We start from the raw sequence: 16,720 nt of genomic DNA, 5'->3' as shown, positions 1-16,720 counted from the left end.
CCCGCGTGCCGGGTGCGCGTGACGGTCGCCCGAGCCACCCGGTGGAGGGCGGCTCGCGGCTGATCAGGCCTTCGGAAGGGTGATCCCCAAGGCGACCATGGCGGGCGAGGGAGGCCCGCCCTCGGAGCGTTCGGTCTTGTGGCCGGGCTTGCCGGGGGCCAGCGTCCGGGGGTCGACCGACTCCAGCGGGGCTCCGGTGCTGTATTCGCCGTCCGGGAGCGTGTCGCGGTCGTGGGGGGCCAGCCAGAAGACCCGGCGGTGGAAGGTGCCGGACGCGGGAGCGGCCTTGGCCGTCCGCCCGAGCACGGCGTAGCCCACCATGCGGCCGTCGCGGTGGTAGGCGGGCTTGCCGCGACGCGTGGGCAGCCTGTCCAGGCTCTGGCGGACGTAGTCGAGACCCTCGGTGTCCTCAAGCCACACCAGCTCGACCTCGTGGCACAAACTCGATTCGTTGATCAGGCTCATCGCCGGGCCTCCTCACCGTGGAACTCGGAGCTGAGGCCGATACCCGGATAGAACTTGCGCGAGTTGGACAGGATCATATCCTTTGGCGACGTCATTCTCAGTGTGTCGCGAATGCGTGCGGCGAAGTTGCGGGCCGAGACAGGGGTGGCACCCTCTGAGCTGCACCAGCGGGTGTAGGCCGCGTACAGACTCGTCTGTTCTGCACGCAGGCCCGGTTCGAGTATGCAGGCGTCTCCGATGAACCGCCCCACTACATCCTCCGTCGCTTCGTAGGCATCTGTCGCTAGACGTACCCGTTGCGGCCCTGACAAGTCTTTCTCGCCCGCCAGGTAGCGGCGGGCTCCGTCGACCAACCAGGACAAGATTCCCGGTCCCTCCTCATCCACCAGGATGCGTGCGAGGTTGTCAATCTTATGTTCTTCGGACACCACCCGTTCGAAGGGGATCAGGCGCAGCCGCCGCCAGAACGCGAACCCGCCCGTGCTCACCTCGGGGCGATGGTTGCCCAGCAACCACAGGTGGTGAGTCGGGTCGAAACTGAAGAAGTCCTGACGCATCCGGCGCGCCTTGATCTTGTCGCCGCCGGTCAGCAGCTTCACCCGGGCCTCGTCGAAACGATCACCGGGCTTGAGCTCGGAGCAGACGATGACCCGGCGGCCGTGCAGCTCGGCCAGGTCGGTCGGGTGGCCGTCGAACGACTTGGCCATGAGGAACCCGGGCGGGGCCGCGTCGGCGTAGTCGCCGAGCAGTTGCAGCATGACCTCCAGCAGCACGGACTTGCCGTTCTTGCCGGCGCCGAACAGGAACGGCAGGACCTGCGCGCCGACGTCCCCGGAGATGGAGTAGCCGAGCAGCAGGTGCAGGAAGTCGACGGTCTCCTTGCCCTCGGCGTCGTCGCCGAAGGTGTCGGAGAGGAACCGCTCCCAGCGCGGGATGGGGCCCGGCTCGGGGGCCAGGGTGGTGGAGCGCGAGTGCAGGTGCCGCTCGGGATCGGGGGCGGTGATCAGTCCGGTACGCAGGTCGACCACCCCGGCCGGGGTGCACAGGGCGTAGGGGTCGGCGTCCAGCGCGGCGGCGTTGAGTGCCATGCCGGGAGCCGCCTTCGCCTGGACGAGCATGGCGTGGATGCCGGCGGTCGACAGCGCCCGCTTCTTGTGCCGACGCAGGTCGCTCGCGGTGTGCCGGTGGAAGCGGTCGAACACGGCGAGCTGGTCGGCCATCTCCCCCGCCGCCCAGAGCACGGCGTCGCTCTCGTCGGGGATCCAGCGGTACTCCGCCCAGCGGTACCAGCCGAGGCCGGGCACGTGCTTGAAGTCGCGCCCGTACAGGTGCACGAACAGCTTGGCGTTGCCCCGGTCGCTCAGCGACTCAGGCAGCAGCCCGTCGCTGGTCGCGGGGGCCTGGGCAGGCGGCGCGGCCGGCGGCGGAGCAGCGGCGGGCGGGATCTCGGCCAGTTCGAGCATCTGCTGGGCGGCGGCTTCCGCGTTGAAGCCCCCGGACGGGGTGCCGGGCGTCATGAGCGTTCCTGGAGGTAGAGCGGCCGGGTGGAGCCTCGGGTCAAACCGCTGCTGATGATCTTGTCGGAGCGGCCCTCCTGTCCAGGACGCGCGTGGTGGGCGGCCGCCGCCAGCATCGTCTGGGCGTCGTGCGCGGACAGATATCCGCCGGCGACGAGGCCGCCGGCGGTGTACGCCGCTCGGTTGAGCTTGCCGGTGAAGCCCGCGCCGTGCGGGACGGACGCGCACGCCTCGATGTCGGCCAGCAGGCGGTGCAGCAGGCGTTCGGCCGAGGTGTTCCGGCCGCCGGCGCCGACGACGGCCTGACGGGCGCGGGGCGGGATCGGGCGGCCCTGCTGGGGCGGCCTGGCGGCGGGGACGGGGACGTGCCCCGTACGCGAGAGTTCCTGGGCGAGCCAGTGCGGCAGGGGCGCGGGCACGCGGCACTCCCCCACCGCCGTGTAGACGCCGTCCTGGGTGCGCGTCCCCGGCGCGATGATGTAGCCGCCGTGGGCGCGTACGTCGACCTGCCAGGCCAGGGCCCGGGAGGAGCTGGAGCCGGTGGAGCAGAGGAACGTCTGCCCGGACTCGGCGCGGTACCAGATGTGCAGGCCACCGGAGGGCGTACGGACCCGCAGGGTCGAGGCGTCGGCCGCGGGGTCGGGGGCACGGCGCAGGGCGGCCAGCAGCGCCAGCGTGTCGAAGCCGGTCGCGAGGCCGGCCAGGTCGACCCGGGGGTCGATGGGGATGCCGGGCAGCAGGCGGTCGCGGTCGGGCACGGGCGTGGGGTGGGCGTCGACGTCGATGACGACGAGCCGGGCGGGACCGCAGGCGACACCGACGCCGAACGCCGGGTGGGCGCCCCACCAGCTGTCGATCAGCTCCGAGTCGGCGGTGGCGGCGTGGAACCCGTGGCACCACCGGCCCTGCCGCAGGCACGGGCATCCGGCCGGGTCGTGCCCGGCGGCCTGGCAGGCGGGGCAGTTGCGCGCCGGGGTCTTCCGGCCGGCGGCGAGGGGGTGGACGGGCCAGCCCTGGGCGGCGCACCAGCGGGCGATGTCGATCGGCCGGGAGAGCTGGGGAGGGCTGGGGGTGACGTCGTCGAGAGGGGCGTGCAGAGTCACGTCATCCCTTCTCGTGGTCCGGGCAGAGGGTGGGTCGCCGGTTCGGCCTGCTTGCCTGTCGCCGCCCGTGAGGGAGGCTGAGCGACTGAAGCGACCGAGCCTTGAACATGGCACGACAGATTAGCGGACCTTGGGGCGGCTGTGGGGGATGGCGTGGGCGTGGCGGAAGAAATGCGACGCGGCTTCGCGATGGCCCCGTGAGGCGAGGCGCGTCGGCGACGGGCCGTCTGGAGTAGCGACTGAAGCGACTCTACTGAGCACTTATGACGCCAGCACGACGATGCGTACTACGACGACATATACCGGAGGAGGAGTCGCTTTGGTCGCTGCCCATCCTCGCACAACCCCCTGACCTGCGGCTTTGTCAGCTACTCAGGACCAGCTACCGAAGCACTGTCAGTCCCTCCGTCCCCGGCTGCCCCACGCGCCCCGCGGCTTTTGGGATTGTTTGAGCCCCGGCCCGGAGAGGGAGCGACTGAAGACACCGAGGGCCGGCCGGGTCGCTTGGGTCGCTCCAGCACCCAAGCGACTGACGCTCAGTCTCTGCGCCGCGGTGGGCCGCCCGGTCATGACAGCGACCGGAAACGCGGCCCCGTCCCCCTCCCCGGATCGTGCGCCGAGCACCGCCGCATGCCGGTCTTCAGTCGCTTGAGTCGCTTCGATCGCTCGGCCTGCGTGAGTGGTCCGTACGCCTTTTCGGCGGGCCCGGTCCCTTCAGTCGCTCGGGTGCTGTCAGGGCCGGCTCGGCGGCCCGGGCCGGTATCCGCTCCCCCGTGACCGATCAGCCCAGCCAGCGTCGGATCGCCGTCCTGAGGGACGCGCGGGACTCCGCGTCGGGCTGCGGGACATCGGTGGCCCACGCCACGTATCCGTCGGGCCGCAGCAGCAGGGCCGTGCACGGCACGGCGGGCCGGGGCAGCCCCGCGGTCGCGGGGTGTCCCCAGTCGCCCCCGGTGAAGTCGATCAGGTGCGGGCGGCCGTCCCTGGTCAGCTCGGCGAGCCGGCCCCCGCCCTCGAGGTCCAGGTCTGGAGCCCACCGGCCGGCCAGTGGATGGTCGCTGCCCACCTCGTAGCGGATGTCGGCGCCCGACATCAGGTCGGCGATCCGGCGGACGTTGCGCGGGTCGCCGAGCAACTCGGTGAACAGCGCGCGCAGGCCGGTGACCTCGCTGCCCGGGGCGATCAGCGCGGACTGGGCGCGCGAGGACATCACCACCCGCTCGGCGGCCGGGCGCCGTTCGGACTCGTAGGTGTCGAGGAGCCCGGCGGGGGCCGTGCCGCGCACCTCGGCCGCGAGTTTCCAGCCCAGGTTGACCGCGTCCTGGAGGCCGAGGTTGAGCCCGGGCCCGCCGATCGCCGAGTGCACATGAGCGGCGTCGCCGACCAGCAGCACCCGGCCGTCACGAAAACGCTCGGCCAGGCGGGTGTTGCCGCCGTTGAGCTTGCGCATCAGGTGCGGCCCCGGGCCGTCGGGCGGGCCGAAGGCGATGTCCGCGCCGAGCACGCGCCGGGCGCTGGCCTGCAGTTCCTCCAGGGTGAGCGGCCCTTCGGCGTCCTGTCCGTTCCACTCCATGGTGGAGATCAACGGTGCGGTGGAGCTCGGCAGGGGCGCGTACACGAACAACCCGTGCTCGGTCCGGTGGTGCAGCAACGGCGGGATGGGCCCGTACCCGGGGACGTCGAGGCCGCCGGTGGCCGGGTCGATGAACTCGGCCGCGACGGTGGCGTGCGCGGTGCGCGAGATCGTGGTGTCGGTCGTCACGCCGGGGAAGGCGATGCCGGCCAGCTTGCGCACGATGCTGTGGCCGCCGTCGGCCCCGACTAGGAAGCGCGCCTCGACCGTGTACGGCCCGGCCGGGCCGCTCACCTTGAGGGTCACGCCATCGGCGTCCTGGTCGAATCCGGTGAGTTCGTGGCCGCGCCGGATCTCGACGGCGAGCTCGCCGGCCCGTTCCTCCAGCATCTGCTCGATCCTGAGCTGCGGAACCGGGAGGAGGTAGAGGGGGTTGTCGTCCAGCACGCTCAGGTCGATGGGCAGCGCGCCGAAGACGAACCCGGGAGCGGGCCGCGGCGGCTCCTGGACGCCGGCGAGCCGCTCGTACAGGCCGCGCCGGTCCAGCATCCGCACCACCTGCCCGACCAGGCCGTTGGCGCGGTTGTTCTGGCTGCGCTCGGGCAGGCGCTCCAGGACCAGGGGGCGGACTCCGGCCAGGCTGAGCTCGCAGGCCAGCATCAGCCCGTTGGGCCCGGCTCCGGCTATGACGACATCGACGATCATGGTGGTCCTTCCGGGCATGACGGATCGGCCGGCGGCAGGCCGGCAGAGAGAGATGGGGAAGGTCAGGGCGTCGGCAGTCCGGCGGCGACCTGACCGAGAGCGTCGCGCAGCAGCTCCGGGAACGGTGCCGGTGCGTCGCCGTGGAGCCACAGGTGAATGGTCGCGAGCACGGCGGCGCCCACCGCCCCGGCGACCAGGTGCGGATACAGATCCCGATCGAGGTCGGTGCCGGTGCGCTCGGCGACCGCCGCGGCCAGCGCGTCCTGCGCGGCCGCGTGGGCCTTGAGGAACTCGCCCCGGTGCTCAGGGTGCTGGGTCATCAGCTTGACACCGGTGATCCAGTGCTCGTCGACCGGCCACCCGCGCTCCTGCATGCCGAGCGCGAACCGGGCGAACACCGCGTTCGTGACGGCCTCCCACAAGGGCTCGCTCTCCGGCCTGGACCGCAGCTCGTCGGCGATCTGCACCGCCCGGTCGAAGTGCCTGGCCGCGATGGCCTCGCCCTTGCTGGAGAAGTAGTTGTTGAACGTGCGGTGCGAGACGCCCGCCTCGGCGGCGATGTCCTCCACCCTGACATTGTCGAAGCCACGCTCGACGGCCAGCTTGATCGCCGCCCAGCTGAGCGCGAGCCGGGTTTCTTCCTTCTTGCGCTCCCTGAGCCCCATACGAGCACCCTACATAAACTTGCGAGTCACGCAAAGATGCGAGACGCGCAAAATTTCGGCGGCGGGTGCCCTGCCCTGCCCTACCTGGCCGGCCCCGAGCGGCGAACACTGGGCGACAGTCGCTTTCGGGGGGAACGCCGTGACTGCACCACCCCGATGCCCGCGGCTACGAGGAGATCGCGACGGCCCTGGACATACCGGTGGAGACCGTCGGGTCCCGCATCAGCAGGGCACGCAAGAAGCTGCGTAAGGTCCTGGGCGACGTCAACCCGATCGGGGAGCGGCGATGGACGAGTTGAAGCCGATCGGAGCCGGGTTCGCGGAGCCCGAGCCCACGCCGGAGGCGGCGGCGAAAGGACGTGACCGCCTCCTCCGCCTGACCTGTGAGGCGCGGCCGGCGCGGCCGGCCCGTGCCCGCCGCAGCTGGCCCGCCACGCTGCCGATCCGGCGCCGTGGCGGTGACGCTCACCGACGGCATCGTCGTCACCCAGGTGAGCCTGGAGGCTCCGACCCGCGTACCCCTGATGCCTGATCGCCGCCCCTCCAGCCGACGCCAGGACGCTGCTCATGCGGGCCACGCCGGCCGCCGCCGCCCGACAGCCCGACCCGGTTCCGGCCCGCGACCAGTACGTTCACACCAAGACGCTGGCCCAGCGCAGCCTCTACACCACGGACGAGTCGGGCCGGACGCTCCACACCATGGCGCTGGTGAGCGAGGAGCGCTGGGAGGCCGCCGACCTGGACAAGCCCTGGCTGCGCCGCAGCCGGAACCCGCCGGCCACGGGACCTGCGCCCGCATGTACTGGGACCGCGGCGACATGACCGACAGGGCGCCGGGCGTCTCAGGTGGCGGGAAGAGCCCTGACGCCGGACGTCCCGGTGAGCGAGCCCTCCTCCTCGTCGTCCAGCAAGTACGCCTCCACCGCGACGGAGACCAGCGTGGACAGGTGCTCGGCCCCGGTCTCCTCGACGAGCTCGGTCAGGATGTCGAGTTCGGCCGGGCGGAACTGCACCGGCCACAGCACCCTGCGGACGCCCGCCTTCGATCGTGACCGCAGGTTCCTCCGAGGCGGGAATCGCGAGCCGTTGGGCCGGCTGACTTCCAGACGCGCCTGCACCAGGAACCCCAGTACGCCTTCGGTCAGGTAGTGGTCGATGGCGTCCATCGCCAGTTGGGCGTACTCGATGCCCTCGGCACGGCTCATCTCGCGCGCCCGCTCTTTGACCTTGGGCGTCACGTAGATGCTGACCTGCTCAGGCGTCTGGTACGCACTGGTCGGCGAGGGCTCAGCGACCGGAGCGGGCGCGCGGCGGGCGGCCGCCTGTGCGGGACGGGCGGCCTGGCGGCGCGGCTTGGTCGCGTGCGGCGCGGGAGGACGCGACGGCGACGGTGATGTCGCGTCCTCCGTCGTGCGGGCTCGTAGGGCTTCCTCAGGGGCCCTGAGGGGCGAGCCTGCGGCGCTGTCGGGCGATCCCGACGGCTCCGGCAGGCCGCCCGCGTCCGCGGGTGCGACGACCACGCTGACGGGCTTGGAAGGCGTCCGCGGCGTGGGCGTCTCGATGGCGAGCCCGGTGGAGGAGCCGTCCGCCTCCTGTGCCACGGGCGCGGGAGCGACCGGTGCTGCCGGAGCCTCGACCTTGGCGGGCCCTGCTGCGACCGGTGCTGCCGCTGCAGGCTCGGCTGCGACCGGCTCGGGTGCCGGCTCTGCTTGAGGAGCAGGAGCAGGAGCAGGTGGCGCGGGCGCAGAGGCCGCCGCCGTGGCCGGCGTGGTCGGCGCAGGAACCGGCGTGGCGCCCGGCGTGGCGCTTGGCGTGGCGCTTGGTGCGGAGGCCGGTGCGGAGGCTCCTGCAGCAGCCCCTGCCGGGGCGGGTGCCGGGGCAGGGGCTGCCGTGGTTGCGGCGGCCGCTGTAGCCTCCGGAGCCGACTGCTTCTTCTCCCCCTCGGCCGGCTTGCCGACCAACGTCGCCAAGCCGCTCTGCCCCCGCTTGCCGCGCGCCCGGGTCATCCCGCTGAGGCGCGGCTGCGGTGGCTTGTCGTCGAAGAACTCGCTCGTCATGCGTACGCCTCCGCTTCCAGCTCCAGCGCCCGAGCGATGATCTCCATGGTGGCCTCTTCCATCTCGATGGCGGAGGTCTCGGCCGACTCCGAGCTGAGCGACAGCTGGTGCTGCCTGGCGTGCTTCTTCCAGTCCGCGCCCGCGGTCAGATCCGCCAGCTCGGCGAACACCCGGCCGTGCTTGCGGCACTGGTCCGCGACGTTGACGGCCCGCGTGATGACGGTCTGGAAGATCGGGATCCCCGAGTCGCCGAGCACGCCTTCGATCTCGCGCCGCTTCTTGGCCAGGAACCCGATCTCCTTCACCCCCACCACCTCCCCGTCGTCGTCCTTGACCTTGCGCAGATGCTGGCGGTCGAAGCCGAACAGCAGCACGCCGAGCGGCGTCAGCGCCGGGTTGAGCGGGGATGCGACGTCGAAGACCTCGCTGACTCCTTCAAGACCCTGGATGGCGCCTTGGTCGAAACAGACGGGGATGAGCACGTACTCGGCGGCGACGGCAGCCAGGTGCTGCAGGTCGGCGATGTTGGGCGGGCAGTCGATGAGGATCCACTCGTAGTCGTCCGCCACCTCCGCCAACGCCTGGGCCAGACTCAGCAGGATCTCCCTGCGAGGGTCGATGGACCTGGTGCCGATGATCGAGGCGGTCGTCCGCTTGAGCACCTTGCCGCCCGGCACGACGTCGAGCTGAGGCCGTACGTCGCGCACGATGTGCAACGGACCGGTGCCCTCCACCACGTTGATAACGCTCTGCCCCTCGTCGTCCCCGGGCCTGCCCTGGTAGCCCAGATCCAGCCCCAGGTTGCCCTGAGGGTCGAGGTCCAGGGCGAGGACCCGCTTGGACGACCCCGCTTGGTGGAGCGCGGCTGCCAGCTGGGCCGAGATGTTGGCCGTGGTGGTGGTCTTCCCGGCACCCCCCTTGTTGTTCAACACGATGAGCACCCGCCGCAGCTTGGGGCGGATCTGTTCGATGATCTCCTGCGTGGTCATCCCACGGGCCTGAGTGGCAGAGAGGGGGAAGCTCATGGATCTACTCTCCTGTGCATGCCTAGGACTGGACGGAAGGTCCCTTGTTCCTGCAGAGGCGCAAGCTCCCGGTAACTTGACGAAGCTGATGGAACTTCCGTCCCTTTCTTAACAGATGAATGCCTTGAGCGTCATCTTCAGGTACGGCGTGTCGCCGCGCTCGTTCTCCCGTCCCCCTGGGCGATCCCCCGACAGACCTCTCCTCGCGCTGAACCCTCCGCTCGTCTCTCACTTGGTGACCTGATGGGTCCACCCGGCAGTCACGTCGATGAAGGCTCGCTCACTCGTGGAAGTCGTTGAGATGTGCGTCCCCCGGCCTCGCCATGGCCTGACCTTCTGCCCTGATCGCCTACGGCTTCTTCATCTGCTGCCACCCCCACTCTGATCATCAGTCTGCTCAGTTGTCTGCATGGTGCTTGCATCACCGATTGACCTATGACGTGGTACGGCTTTCTGTAGAACATCTGACAAGACTTGTTGCAACACTGTCTCCTGCCATTTCTGTCTGCCTTGTCCTCAGCCTGTCTCTTCCACTGTCGATGTGAATATCTCCATGACATTCGACGTCACTATCTCAGATGCTTTCGATGCAGCTATTCACAAGCCGGTCTATGTCCCTCTCGACAGACCTGTCTTCACACCTATTAGTCGAGGCGACCTGCGGTGATGCGGTCGCTTCGGTGAGGGTACGCGCCGCGATGGCACGCCAACACGCAGAATTCACGGCTGGCGGTGAGCCCTTGAGGAAGCCTCCCGGCTCGCACTGCAAAGCGCGGCCGGGAGCCTTCTCTCAAATTACTTTCCCATCCCATACAGGCCATGCGCAATATCACGAAGACGCTGGCTGGCGACGTACGGCAATTACGAGGAGGCCCTGCAAGCACGCGGGAACGCGGAGATGGCGCGATAACGGGTGCTGCCGGCTCGCCGATCAGGCCGTCCGGCCGGGGTAGGTCGCGGTGATGAGCCGGTGCAGAAAGGCGTCGAGGTCGTCGAGACCGTAGGAGGCCAGCACGTCGGGCGGCTGGGAGAGCAGGTGGGCCAGCGCGCCGTTGATGGCCAGAGTGACCAGGGCGGCGCCGTCCCGGGTGGCCGGGAGGCCGGCGGACTGCTGGAGGGCCAGGTGCAGATCGAGGTCGGCGCGGGCGAGCCGGGCCATGGTCTGGCGCACCTGCGTGTTCCTGGCGGCCTCCGCGTTCAGTTCGAGGTAGGCCAGGACGCGTGACCTGTTGTCCGTCAGCGCCTTGTCCATCAACCGGCGCAGCAGCGCGAGCAGCTGGTCGACGGTGTGGACCTCGGCCTGCTGGAGGTCGCCGAAGTAGCGATCCACGCACCGCTCCGCCGCGGCCTGCAGGAGGCTGACGCGGGTCGGGAAGTAGTTCTTCGCCGTGCCTTCCGGCAGCCCGGCGACCCGGTCCGTCGCCCGGTGCGTGAGCCCCCGGCCGCCCTCGGCAGCCAGCACCTCGATCGCCGCGTCGCGCAACCGATCGCGCCGGTCACTGTTCTCCGCCATGGGCCTCTATGTTTCCACTCGACAGGACCACCACATCCGTGGTACCACAGGTGTGGTGATTCGAATGAGAAATGCCGTCATCGTGGGCGCCGGTGTCGGCGGGCTGACCGCCGCGATCGCGCTGCGCGCCATCGGCTGGAAGGTCTCCGTCTTCGAGCGGTGGCCACAAGTCGTCGCCGAGGGCACCGCGCTGGGCCTGCGCCCCGACGCCCAAGCCGCCCTGGCCACACTGAAACTGGGCGAACGGCTGCGCGAGCGCACCGTCCCCTACCGGCGGGCGCAGATCCGCACCCCCAGCGGCAGACGCCTGGCCGACCTGCCGCTGGGGCGCATCGAACGGCGCGGCGGGGCACCCGTCCGCATGCTGTCGCGGGTCTCGCTGATCGAGCTGCTGCTGGAGGAGGTGAACCAGGAGACGATCAGCACCGGCGTGGAGATCACCGATCCCGCCAGGCTGCGGGCGGAGTACGACCTGGTGATCGGCGCCGACGGGGTCCGCAGCGCGGTACGCCAGGCGTTCTTCGATCCCACCACGCGACCCCGCTACGCGGGCATCGTCGCCTGGCGCGGCGTCGTCGAGGGCTTCGAGCCGCAGGACTACGGAGAGACGTGGGGACGCGGGCAGATGTTCGGCATGACCCCGCAGGCGCCGGGCGTCACCAACTGGTACGCCCCCGTACGTGCTCCGGCAGGCACCCGCGAGACGCTCGACGACCTGCGGGCCCGCTTCGCCGGCTGGCACGAGCCCATTCCCCGCGTGCTGGCCGCGGCCGACGAGGGCACAGTGCTGCGGCACGAGGTCCACGACCTGGCGCCGCCGCTGGCCTCCTACGTCACCGGGAACGTCGCGCTGATCGGCGACGCCGCCCACGCGATGACCCCCGCCCTGGGGCAGGGCGCCTGCCAGGCCCTGCTCGACGCGACCGAGCTCGCCGCCTGCCTGCGCGACCACCCCGGCGACGTCGAGCAGGCGCTGCGCGCGTACGACGCCAAGCGGCGTCCGGCGACCCAGCGAATCGTCACCGCGTCCCGGTGGATGACCCGCCTGGCCGGGGCCGATCGCCTGACGGGCCCGCGCAATGCCCTGATGCGCCTCCTGCCCATGTAAGGGCGAACGCCGCCGTCTGCTCGCTCGTGCTCTTCAGCAGGATCCGGCGGGACGACCCGTTCGAGGACCGAGCGAGTACGAGGTCAGCCGCCGAAACGGGCCTCGTGCTGCTGCTCGGCGAGCAGGGTGAGCCGGGGAAGGAGATCCGACAGTTGCTCCCGAAAGGCGGCATAGCGCTCCTCCCACAGCGCGTCGAGAATCTCCTCCAGCCACCAGCCGATCTCGCGCAGCGTCGGATACCGGTCCGGCGTCAGCGGCCACTGCATCTCTCTGACCGCACGACGCAGGCCGATCAGGTTCTCCGCCAGCTCGTCGTCCAGCAGATGGTCGAACCGCGCGCGATAGTCCACCAGCTCTCCTGCCGCCTCCCACAACGGCAGCGCATGCCGGTCGTACCACGCCGCCTCTGCCGTGCTCGTGCTCGTGGGGGAGGAGGTGGGGGAGCGCCGGTGTGCTCGTTCCGCTCGTTCGTTGCGGGCCAGCCCCAGCTTGGCGGCCCGATGGCGAAGGATGCGGTGCTCCACGGCCTGCCTGCTGCGTACGTTGAGCGGGGGCGCCATCCGGATCATGGCGATCTGCTTGGCACAGCCCAGTTCGAGGAGTTCATGTTCCAGGCGGTCGGCCTCGTCCGGCAGGTGCGGACAGTAGCGCCGGACGTAGGCCAGCACCCACAGACCGTCGATCACGTCACCGACGAGCACCCAGTCCGGGACCCGCCGGCGGGTCAGGACATAACGGATAACGGTGAGGGGATGGTCGGCCGGATCGTCGCGCAGCAGTGTCTCCACATCGGGATCGTGTGCCTTGCGGCGTCGCTCTACAATGTCCTGGATGGCCCTCTGACCTGCGGTTTTAGTGACAAGAGGCTCTGCGCGTTTCGGCATGTCAATAGTGTATTGACGTTTATGATCATGATGCTGCTGGTGGACGGTTGTGACTCCCGGAGATGGTTGTCACCTACCAAAGATAACTGCCACCAAGATCCCTTCATGGCGGTTGTCCTGTCTCGCGAAACCTGGCGTGCGTCTCATCCACCTGGCGGGATTCGCCGTTCCGTCTCACCTGGTTGGTGTGGCCGCCTGTGGTCGGCCACGACTAGTGATCACGTTGGCTACGAGTCGTGGGTCTGGCTCTCCTGGGCCGCGCCGCCGACGCGGGCGCGGCCGTCGTCTTCGTCGAGTACGACCGCTCGCCCGAGGCCCGCCACCCGGTGGCCGTCGAGCAGGCTTACGCCACCGCCCAGCGGATCGTGAAGTTCGGCGCCGAAGAGGGGCTGGACCCCTCCCGGCTGGCCGTCGCGGGCGACTCGGTCGGAGGCAACATGACCGCGCCGCTCACCATCCTGGCCGAGCAGCGCGGTGACGTGCATTTCGTACGACGAGGTCCGGCCGGGCGGCCTGCGCGTCCGTGTCGCTCTCGGATACCGGCTCCGTTGCGGTGCGGCGCGCTTCTCGGTGGGGCCATATGCGATCAGCCGATCCCGCAGATCAGGACGAGCGCGTAGGGCGGGCGACCATCCTCATGGAAACGGCAAGGAAACAACCGCAGCTCTACTACTGATCCGCATGACGTACCGAACTTCACTGACGGCACTGGCCGTGGCGCTGGCGGGGTTGGCGGCGTATCCTTCCGCGGCGGGTGCCACCGCTACCGTCGCCGCGAGCGCGAGCGCCACCGCGAACCCCAGCTCCAGCTCCGGCATGTCTTCCGTGCAGTGGAAATCCTGCCCGGCCTACTCCGATGAGGTGATCCGCGGCCTGGGCGTGGCGGAGGACAAGGTTGCGGCGTTCCGCTCCTTGATGACGCGCCTGGAGTGCGGCACGGTCGGCGTCCCGCTGAACCATCGTGACCCCAGCGGGCGGAAGATCGACATCGCGGTGACCCGGCTGGCCGCCACGGACGAGGCCCACCGGCTCGGCGCCATCGCCGTCCTCCCGGGCGGGCCGGGCAACAGCGGATACCTGGACCCGGTCCTGCGGGCTGCGCTCAGGAACGAGGAGATGGCGGGGCTCAACAAGCGATACGACATCATCGGCTTCGACCCGCGCGGGGTCGGGTACAGCACCAAGGTCGCCTGCGCCTTCTCGCCGAACGGCCCGCAGGAGCCCGGCACGCTGACCAGGGAGGCGGCCAGGAAGATATACGACGCCCAGGTCGCCGCCAACCAGAAGTGCGGACGCTCTGACCCCGCCTTCCTCGGACAGCTCACCACCGAGAACGTGGCCAAGGACCTGGACCTGGTACGGACCGCGCTGGGCGAGAGCGAGCTCAACCTGCTCGGCTTCTCCTGGGGCACCCATCTGGGCATGGTGTTCCGCAGCCTGTTCCCGGGGCACACCGGACGGGCCTTCCTGGACAGCGTGGCGCCGCCGTGGACCCGCATCGACGAGCACGCCAAGGACAGCGCGGAGGCGGCCGAGCGTAACTTCGGGCGCATGGCCGCCTGGCTGGCCCGCCGCGACGCCACCTACGGTCTCGGGCCCACCGCACGGAAGGTGCGCGAGGAGGTGGCGAAGCTGGTCCGCACGTACGACAAGAGCCCCAAGATCTACACCGACCTGCAGCGGCCCATCGACGGCTCGGCCATCGCCGACCTGGCCAGGCGCAACTCGACCGAGTGGGTGCGCGCGGGCAAGGCGCTGGCCGAACTGCGGACGGTGACGGGCACCACCGCCCCGCCCACCGTCAAGGAGCTGCTCGGCGCACCGATGATGGGGACGCCCGTGCCCGGCGCGCCCGAAACACTGAACATGACCATGAACTTGGCCGTCGCGTGCAACGAGGACGGCAGCCGGGCCGGTTTCGACACCGCCTGGCGTGACCACCAGCAGCTCGTGAAGCGCCATCCGGCGACCGGCCGGTCCTGGGGACTGCCTGTCATGTGTCCCGGCTGGCCGCTGCCGGTGCAGCAGGCCACGTTGAAGCGGGGCAACGGGTCACTGGTGCTGGCGGGGCACCTGCACGAGTTCATGTCCGTCTACGACTGGACGCTGCAGACGCGGCGCGCCATCGGCGGCACCGTCTACACGGTCGCCGACGACGTGCACGTGTCGACCACCCGGGTGCCCAAGTGCGCCGCCGACGTGGTGCGGTACTTCGAGACGGGCCAGATCGGCAGAGGTTGCGACGGCAGCGCAATCCCGGGCTGACCATCGGTTACGGCCCGGCGACCCGCCACGGGTCGCCGGCGCGATGTCCTGGCGGCGACGTCGAGGCTCACGGCTCGCCCGCCCGGGACCACGGCGAGCGCCCGGTTCATTCAATCCCTGGAGTGGTCATGATGTCCGCCGGTAACTGCGGGTGACGAAGATCTGCTGGCGGGCGTATTGCTGAAGGCCTGGTTGGACATGTCGACCACTGCGCCGTGGTGCGGCCGACACCGAGGGATGGCAGGCAGCCCACCGGCTGGTCGCCCGACTGCCCAAAGACGCCCGCCTTGTCTCCAGCAACGAGCCGAAGGCATGGCAGACCCTGGGGGGCGATGACGCGGTCGTACGTGATCGACGGTTCGACGAGGTCACCCGCGTGGAGCCATGGGAAGGCGACTATCGCGAGTTGCGGCGCGCGTACGTGGAAGGCGCGGATCACGCGGACTGGGAGCCGCGAGCCGAGGTCGCCAAGCGCTTCGACGCAGGGATCACCGAGCATCTCGCACTTGCCGGCGGGCGCCCGCTCGTGGTGGCGACGCACGGCATGGCGATGACTGTTTGGGTGATGACTCGGCTGGGCCTGGAGAGCGCCGGCGACTTCTGGGCGGACCTTCGCTTTCCTGACGCGCATCTGGTCGACCTGGGCGCGGGCACCGTCGAGCGAGCCTTCACCCTCTGAAGATCACCAGAAGGACCAAGAGGCGGCTGAGAGCGCGGCAGCCGAGCTTCGATCACTCAAACGTCGATGAGAATCGCTCAACCTTCGCTGCGACGGAACATGAAACGACAAGATCCCGCCTATCGCGATGATCAGACGGGATCCCGTCGACTTCCGTCCGGCCGTCTCATGAAGGGCCCTCCTCGACGGCCTGGCGGCTCAACTGCGCTGACGGCCCGTCCAGCCGGTGACGGCCACATGAGGGAGTGTTGAACACTTCCCGCCCGCTCTGTCCTGTTTGACGATCATGCCGACACAATGTCGCCGTGATCCGATTTCTCCTGATGTATCTGCGTGCCTTGCTGATCGGCTGCCTGGCGACGGCCGGGCTGCTGTCGTTCTCCGGCGCCGCCACGGCGGCCACGCAGCCGCCGGCGGGGCAGCCGCCGTACTCGCTGCTCCAGATGAACCTCTGCCTCAGCGGCTACGCCGGTTGCTACGCCAAGACGCAGTACCCGAAGATCCTCGACGAGACGGTGGAGCGCATCCAGGCCAACGACGTCAACGCCGTCACCCTCAACGAAGCGTGCAGCGGCGACGTGGCCCAGATCGCCGAGCGCACCGGCTACCACTACCGCTTCGCCACGATCATTTACAACGGCGCGCCGCTGGCCTGCAAGACCCCGGCCGGGCGCGGCGAGTTCGGCAACGCCGTGCTCACCAAGGAGGCGATCCACGCCGCCGAGGACGCGCCGTACTCCGTCTTCAGCGGCGTCGAGCAGCGGCGCTGGCTCTGCGTGACGACCGCCCGCCGCGTGGACGTGTGCACCAGCCACCTGTCCACCGACGGCGAGGCCGCCGGCTCGGCCAACTCCACCCAGTGCGCCGAACTCGCCCAGGTGCTCGCCACCCGCGCGGGCCGCCCGGTCGTCTTCGCCGGGGACGTCAACCGCCGGGCGTCGTGCGCCCCCGAGGGCCTGTGGACGCTGACCGACGCGGCCGCGAGCCAGGCTCCCGGCATCCAGCACGCCTACGGCAACCTGACGGGGGTGCGGCTGGAGGTCGAGCGGACCACGTACACCGATCACGACGCCCTCGTGATCCGCGGTGGCCTGCCGAAGCTTGCCTGATCAGGCGGCATATTCGCCGGCGTACGCGCCAGTGGCCGGGTTGACAGCACGG

General features: G+C 70.1%; 16 protein-coding genes. 7 read left to right on the top strand and 9 right to left on the bottom strand.

Annotated features, from left to right (window positions below; genetic code table 11):
* Positions 1-63: 63 nt before the first annotated feature.
* The 5 genes from ACBR40_RS06775 to ACBR40_RS06755 form a co-directional block, all read right to left on the bottom strand.
* On the bottom strand, positions 64-465 hold the full coding sequence (locus ACBR40_RS06775; protein ID WP_091088912.1) for a DUF6009 family protein: 402 nt from the start codon (positions 463-465) through the stop codon (positions 64-66).
* The gene (locus ACBR40_RS06770; protein WP_344207714.1) at positions 462-1,982 is read right to left on the bottom strand and encodes a phage/plasmid primase, P4 family; all 1,521 of its coding nucleotides are present in this window, start codon (positions 1,980-1,982) and stop codon (positions 462-464) included. The genes ACBR40_RS06775 and ACBR40_RS06770 overlap by 4 nt, the downstream gene beginning before the upstream one ends.
* Positions 1,979-3,085, bottom strand: coding sequence for a bifunctional DNA primase/polymerase (locus tag ACBR40_RS06765; RefSeq protein ID WP_371247910.1), 1,107 nt, complete (start codon positions 3,083-3,085; stop codon positions 1,979-1,981). The genes ACBR40_RS06770 and ACBR40_RS06765 overlap by 4 nt, the downstream gene beginning before the upstream one ends.
* Before the next feature lie 781 nt (positions 3,086-3,866).
* Entirely contained in the window at positions 3,867-5,363 is a 1,497-nt protein-coding gene (locus tag ACBR40_RS06760; RefSeq protein ID WP_371247909.1) for an FAD-dependent monooxygenase, read from the bottom strand.
* Positions 5,364-5,425: 62 nt separating this feature from the next.
* Positions 5,426-6,028, bottom strand: a complete 603-nt coding sequence (locus ACBR40_RS06755) for a TetR/AcrR family transcriptional regulator (protein WP_371247908.1) — start codon at positions 6,026-6,028, stop codon at positions 5,426-5,428.
* A gap of 143 nt (positions 6,029-6,171) precedes the next feature.
* Here ACBR40_RS06755 and ACBR40_RS06750 point away from each other — a divergent pair, with 143 nt between their 5' ends.
* On the top strand, positions 6,172-6,327 hold the full coding sequence (locus tag ACBR40_RS06750) for an RNA polymerase sigma factor (protein WP_371248343.1): 156 nt from the start codon (positions 6,172-6,174) through the stop codon (positions 6,325-6,327).
* Between the two features lie 268 nt (positions 6,328-6,595).
* On the top strand, positions 6,596-6,850 hold the full coding sequence (locus tag ACBR40_RS06745; RefSeq protein WP_371247907.1) for a hypothetical protein: 255 nt from the start codon (positions 6,596-6,598) through the stop codon (positions 6,848-6,850).
* A gap of 20 nt (positions 6,851-6,870) precedes the next feature.
* Here ACBR40_RS06745 and ACBR40_RS06740 read toward each other — a convergent pair whose 3' ends face one another.
* The 3 genes from ACBR40_RS06740 to ACBR40_RS06730 form a co-directional block, all read right to left on the bottom strand.
* Positions 6,871-7,629 (bottom strand): hypothetical protein, encoded by a 759-nt coding sequence (locus ACBR40_RS06740; RefSeq protein WP_371247906.1) that lies wholly within the window; start codon positions 7,627-7,629, stop codon positions 6,871-6,873.
* Positions 7,630-8,081: 452 nt separating this feature from the next.
* Positions 8,082-9,074 carry a ParA family protein gene (locus ACBR40_RS06735; RefSeq protein WP_344207720.1) on the bottom strand — a complete coding sequence of 331 codons (993 nt, stop codon included), beginning with the start codon at positions 9,072-9,074 and terminating at the stop codon, positions 8,082-8,084.
* Positions 9,075-10,041: 967 nt separating this feature from the next.
* Positions 10,042-10,623, bottom strand: a complete 582-nt coding sequence (locus tag ACBR40_RS06730; protein ID WP_371247905.1) for a TetR/AcrR family transcriptional regulator — start codon at positions 10,621-10,623, stop codon at positions 10,042-10,044.
* A 64-nt stretch (positions 10,624-10,687) separates the two neighbouring features.
* Between ACBR40_RS06730 and ACBR40_RS06725 the strand changes: the two genes are divergently transcribed.
* Positions 10,688-11,731: an FAD-dependent monooxygenase gene (locus ACBR40_RS06725; protein WP_371247904.1), complete on the top strand. Its 1,044-nt coding sequence runs from the start codon at positions 10,688-10,690 to the stop codon at positions 11,729-11,731.
* Between the two features lie 83 nt (positions 11,732-11,814).
* Here the strand turns inward: ACBR40_RS06725 and ACBR40_RS06720 are convergent, their stop codons facing one another.
* On the bottom strand, positions 11,815-12,615 hold the full coding sequence (locus tag ACBR40_RS06720) for a hypothetical protein (protein WP_371247903.1): 801 nt from the start codon (positions 12,613-12,615) through the stop codon (positions 11,815-11,817).
* A 236-nt stretch (positions 12,616-12,851) separates the two neighbouring features.
* Between ACBR40_RS06720 and ACBR40_RS06715 the strand changes: the two genes are divergently transcribed.
* The 4 genes from ACBR40_RS06715 to ACBR40_RS06700 all read left to right on the top strand — a co-directional run bounded on the left by ACBR40_RS06715 (position 12,852) and on the right by ACBR40_RS06700 (position 16,668).
* Positions 12,852-13,235 (top strand): alpha/beta hydrolase fold domain-containing protein, encoded by a 384-nt coding sequence (locus tag ACBR40_RS06715; RefSeq protein WP_371247902.1) that lies wholly within the window; start codon positions 12,852-12,854, stop codon positions 13,233-13,235.
* 196 nt (positions 13,236-13,431) lie between these two features.
* Positions 13,432-14,880, top strand: a complete 1,449-nt coding sequence (locus tag ACBR40_RS06710; protein WP_371248342.1) for an alpha/beta fold hydrolase — start codon at positions 13,432-13,434, stop codon at positions 14,878-14,880.
* Positions 14,881-15,088: 208 nt separating this feature from the next.
* Positions 15,089-15,559 (top strand): histidine phosphatase family protein, encoded by a 471-nt coding sequence (locus ACBR40_RS06705; protein WP_371248341.1) that lies wholly within the window; start codon positions 15,089-15,091, stop codon positions 15,557-15,559.
* A gap of 305 nt (positions 15,560-15,864) precedes the next feature.
* On the top strand, positions 15,865-16,668 hold the full coding sequence (locus ACBR40_RS06700) for an endonuclease/exonuclease/phosphatase family protein (protein WP_371247901.1): 804 nt from the start codon (positions 15,865-15,867) through the stop codon (positions 16,666-16,668).
* Positions 16,669-16,720 lie beyond the last annotated feature (52 nt).

The organism is Nonomuraea sp. AD125B (genome assembly GCF_041402765.1).
GTDB lineage: Bacteria > Actinomycetota > Actinomycetes > Streptosporangiales > Streptosporangiaceae > Nonomuraea > Nonomuraea bangladeshensis.
Note: the sequence above shows the minus strand (reverse complement) of the source record. Positions and strands in the feature narration are given on the sequence as shown.

Bases quoted from the DNA above. Each gene is read 5' to 3' on its own strand.
- ACBR40_RS06735 (WP_344207720.1), bottom strand. From the start codon at position 9,074: ATGACCACGCAGGAGATCATCGAACAGATCCGCCCCAAGCTGCGGCGG.
- ACBR40_RS06755 (WP_371247908.1), bottom strand. From the start codon at position 6,028: ATGGGGCTCAGGGAGCGCAAGAAGGAAGAAACCCGGCTCGCGCTCAGC.
- ACBR40_RS06770 (WP_344207714.1), bottom strand. From the start codon at position 1,982: ATGACGCCCGGCACCCCGTCCGGGGGCTTCAACGCGGAAGCCGCCGCC.
- ACBR40_RS06760 (WP_371247909.1), bottom strand. From the start codon at position 5,363: ATGATCGTCGATGTCGTCATAGCCGGAGCCGGGCCCAACGGGCTGATG.
- ACBR40_RS06720 (WP_371247903.1), bottom strand. From the start codon at position 12,615: ATGCCGAAACGCGCAGAGCCTCTTGTCACTAAAACCGCAGGTCAGAGG.
- ACBR40_RS06745 (WP_371247907.1), top strand. From the start codon at position 6,596: ATGCGGGCCACGCCGGCCGCCGCCGCCCGACAGCCCGACCCGGTTCCG.
- ACBR40_RS06710 (WP_371248342.1), top strand. From the start codon at position 13,432: ATGTCTTCCGTGCAGTGGAAATCCTGCCCGGCCTACTCCGATGAGGTG.
- ACBR40_RS06730 (WP_371247905.1), bottom strand. From the start codon at position 10,623: ATGGCGGAGAACAGTGACCGGCGCGATCGGTTGCGCGACGCGGCGATC.
- ACBR40_RS06775 (WP_091088912.1), bottom strand. From the start codon at position 465: ATGAGCCTGATCAACGAATCGAGTTTGTGCCACGAGGTCGAGCTGGTG.
- ACBR40_RS06725 (WP_371247904.1), top strand. From the start codon at position 10,688: ATGAGAAATGCCGTCATCGTGGGCGCCGGTGTCGGCGGGCTGACCGCC.